Source organism: Synechococcus sp. R8-2 (genome assembly GCF_047461715.1).
Classification (GTDB): Bacteria; Cyanobacteriota; Cyanobacteriia; order Thermostichales; family Thermostichaceae; genus Thermostichus.
This window is the reverse complement of the sequence record NZ_JANSHQ010000133.1, coordinates 1-2,984: the sequence shown is the minus strand read 5'-3', so window position 1 is coordinate 2,984 and position 2,984 is coordinate 1. Positions and strand designations below refer to the sequence as shown.

Sequence of the window (2,984 nt, the reverse complement as noted above, 5' to 3'; positions counted from 1 at the left end):
GGTGGGATTCGAACCCACGGTGGCGTCAACCACGGCAGTTTTCAAGACTGCTTCCTTAAACCGCTCGGACACCTCTCCAAATTGCCGGGATCCCCAGACTTTATTCATTATTCATTTACTTATGCTACGCAATGGGCTTCAGGCTGTGCAATCACCAGCCGACCACAACCCCCACAGATTTACCCGCCACTGCCGCCGGAGACCTGAGTGGACGCCTGATGGTTGCGAATGGCCCGCTTGACCAAATTGAGGAAGGCAAAGGCCCGTTGGTCGGTGGGATCCAAGCGCATTACCGCTTGAAAGGCTGCTTCCGCCTGTTGCAGAACGGCCAGATCGATTTGTCCATCCTCATCGGCTTCCAGTTGGGCCTTTTGCAAGAGGAGGGCCCCTCGATTGTAATGGGCTGCCACATGGTTGGGATCTGCCGCCAAAACGGCTTCCAGCTCTGCCAGGGCCGGATCCAGATAGCCGCTCATGCCCAGTACCCAGGCCAGCTTGTAACGAGCTTCGGTATGGGTTGGATCGGCAGCAACCGCCTGGCGAAACGCTTGGATGGCAGCCTGGAAATCGCCCGCTTGTACCGCTGCGATGCCTTCTTGGTAGCTGTCGTGAGCCATGAGCAAGTTGGGGGTTGACTGGGAAGCTGGCATGAGGAAGGGATCCCTTACCTGTAGATTAACCCTTGCCAAACGTGTTGCCCCCAATTCCCATCCCAGGTACCGAGAACAGAGCCGTGCCCCCGCTGGTTTACCGTCTTTTCCCTCTTGGGGGTGCCATCTGCAGCAGGAGAAACTGCCGCGGCAAGAGATTGGAGATTGCGCAAAGCCTGACCCGCATAACCTGCGCCCCTTCCTAGGATGAACATAGCCATTGATTGGGTGTGAACCATGAATGCCAAACTGCTTTTCCTACCGCTGGCTTTGGGGCTGTCTGTAGCTCCGGCCACCGCCGTTTTTCCGCAAACCCTGGGCATCTGCCCTCCTTTACAGAGGCTGCAACTGGCCGATACCCGTCAGTTGGATGCTGGCACTCGCTCCATCATTGTCAACCCCGTTCCTTCCGACCTGCGGGTGAATCTGGAGCTGGATCGGCACGGGTCTAACCCCATCTACCGGCCTGGCGAGCCGATTGCCATTACCCTGAGCACCAACCGCGATGCCTACGTTTACCTGTTCAGCATCCAAGCCGATGGCCGTACCCATCTGATTTTGCCCAACCGCTTTTCCGGTGGCAACGAGTTTCTGCGGGCCGGAGAAGTGCGCACCTTCCCGCCGCCAGGGGCCAGCTACCGGTTGACCATCGCTCCGCCCTTCGGCCAAGCCCAGGTGTTAGCGGTGGCATCCCCCCGTCCGCTGAACTTCCAGGAGATTGCCTCTTTTGAGCAGAGTGGCTCCTTTGCCGACGTGCGGGTGCGGGGATCCCAACTGGGCAATGCCATTGCCCGCGCCATCATCGTCGAGGGGATCCCTTCCGACCAGTGGGTGACGGCCACCCGATTCTATCGGGTTGCCCCGCGCTAATCCAAGCTCTGAGACCTCAGGTGGATGGCCCGCACAGGATCCCCTTCATCGGGTATATGACCAGCCCCACCGTTCAAGCTGGGAAGGAAGTCAACCACCCCAAAGGCTGCCCAAAGATTGGGTTCATCTGCCACAATGAGAGCAGCCAAAAGTAGTCCCGGCTACGTTTCTCCTGTGTGGTTCTGGGTCAGCCGTTCTATGTCCCCTTCCTCCAAGCCCCTGAGCGAGCAGATTCGCAGCATTGACGACCATCTCTCCCGCCGCCCCCTGGATCTGGATCCGGCGGGCTATTTCGTCATCTACTTGGATCGGGAGCAGAACCTCATTTGCGCCAAGTACTACAGCACCGTCATCAATGAGCGGGGGCTGGCCACCGATCCGGAAACAGGAGCTGTGATCCCGGCAAAGGGCTCCGTCAACCGATCCCCTGAACGGGTGTATGTTGGGCGCACGGCCAAAGAACTGTGTGTACAGCTCTTTGAAAAGGAGCAGGAGAGAGTGGTCTCCCAGCTCAGCCATGCGGCCTACTTGGGCAGGGAGTTTCAAAAAGCCGAAGCTGCCCTGATCTCTGGCGAGGAGTACATCCAAGACTGATCCCTTCCCAGAAGGCTCACTTTCGCAAGACTACATCATCCCCTTAGGTGCAGAGCCAGCCGCCGGCTTGGGCTCAGGCTTTTCCACCACAATCGCTTCGGTTGTGAGGTACATTCCGGCTATGGAAGCCGCGTTTTGCAGCGCTGAGCGCACCACTTTGGCCGGATCGACGATCCCCTGGGCAAACATATCCACATAGGTTCCGCTCAGGGCATCGAAGCCAAAGGGCATCTCCTTCTCCAAAACCTTTTCCACCACCACTGACCCTTCCAGACCGGCATTGTGGGCAATCTGAAAGAGAGGGGCCTGCAAGGCTCGGTAAACAATTTCTGCCCCCACCTGTTCTTCGGCATTCAACTTGGCCTTGAAAGCCGGGATCCCTTTGGAGAGGTGCAATAGCGTCGCCCCGCCGCCAGGGACGATCCCTTCTTCCACCGCAGCTCGGGTGGCATTCAGGGCATCCTCAATGCGCAGCTTGCGATCTTTGAGTTCTGTTTCAGTGGCAGCCCCCACTTTGATCACCGCCACTCCCCCGGCTAACTTGGCGATGCGTTCTTGCAGTTTCTCGCGGTCGTACTCGGAATCGGTGGTTTCTAGTTGCTTGCGAATTTGAGCCACCCGCTTTTCCACCGCCGCTTTGGTGCTGCCATCGGTCACAATGGTGGTCTTGTCTTTGGTGACAGTGATCTTGCGGGCCACCCCCATCATGTCCAGGGTGACCTTATCCAGCTTGATGCCAACATCCTCAGAGATGAGCTGCCCGCCGGTGAGAATGGCGATATCTTCCAGCATGGCTTTGCGCCGATCCCCAAAAGCCGGAGCCTTGACCGCCACCGCATTGAGTACCCCCCGCAGGCGGTTCACCACCAA

4 protein-coding genes and 1 tRNA gene are annotated in these 2,984 nt (G+C 58.2%); 2 read left to right on the top strand and 3 right to left on the bottom strand.

Annotated features, from left to right (window positions below):
• Positions 1-70 (bottom strand) — tRNA-Ser (locus NW819_RS03800).
• Positions 71-179: 109 nt separating this feature from the next.
• Entirely contained in the window at positions 180-650 is a 471-nt protein-coding gene (locus tag NW819_RS03795) for a tetratricopeptide repeat protein (RefSeq protein ID WP_414412936.1), read from the bottom strand.
• 237 nt (positions 651-887) lie between these two features.
• On the opposite strand from NW819_RS03795, the gene NW819_RS03790 reads away from it, so the two are divergent.
• Entirely contained in the window at positions 888-1,520 is a 633-nt protein-coding gene (locus NW819_RS03790; protein ID WP_414412935.1) for a DUF4384 domain-containing protein, read from the top strand.
• A 198-nt stretch (positions 1,521-1,718) separates the two neighbouring features.
• Positions 1,719-2,114 (top strand): DUF4346 domain-containing protein, encoded by a 396-nt coding sequence (locus tag NW819_RS03785; protein ID WP_414412934.1) that lies wholly within the window; start codon positions 1,719-1,721, stop codon positions 2,112-2,114.
• A 30-nt stretch (positions 2,115-2,144) separates the two neighbouring features.
• Here the strand turns inward: NW819_RS03785 and groEL are convergent.
• A partial coding sequence (gene groEL / locus NW819_RS03780) for a chaperonin GroEL (RefSeq protein ID WP_414412933.1) occupies positions 2,145-2,984 on the bottom strand: 840 nt, incomplete at its 5' end.

Excerpts from the sequence above, each read along its gene's own strand:
- NW819_RS03795 (WP_414412936.1), bottom strand. The coding sequence starts at position 650 with ATGCCAGCTTCCCAGTCAACCCCCAACTTGCTCATGGCTCACGACAGC.
- NW819_RS03790 (WP_414412935.1), top strand. The coding sequence starts at position 888 with ATGAATGCCAAACTGCTTTTCCTACCGCTGGCTTTGGGGCTGTCTGTA.
- NW819_RS03785 (WP_414412934.1), top strand. The coding sequence starts at position 1,719 with ATGTCCCCTTCCTCCAAGCCCCTGAGCGAGCAGATTCGCAGCATTGAC.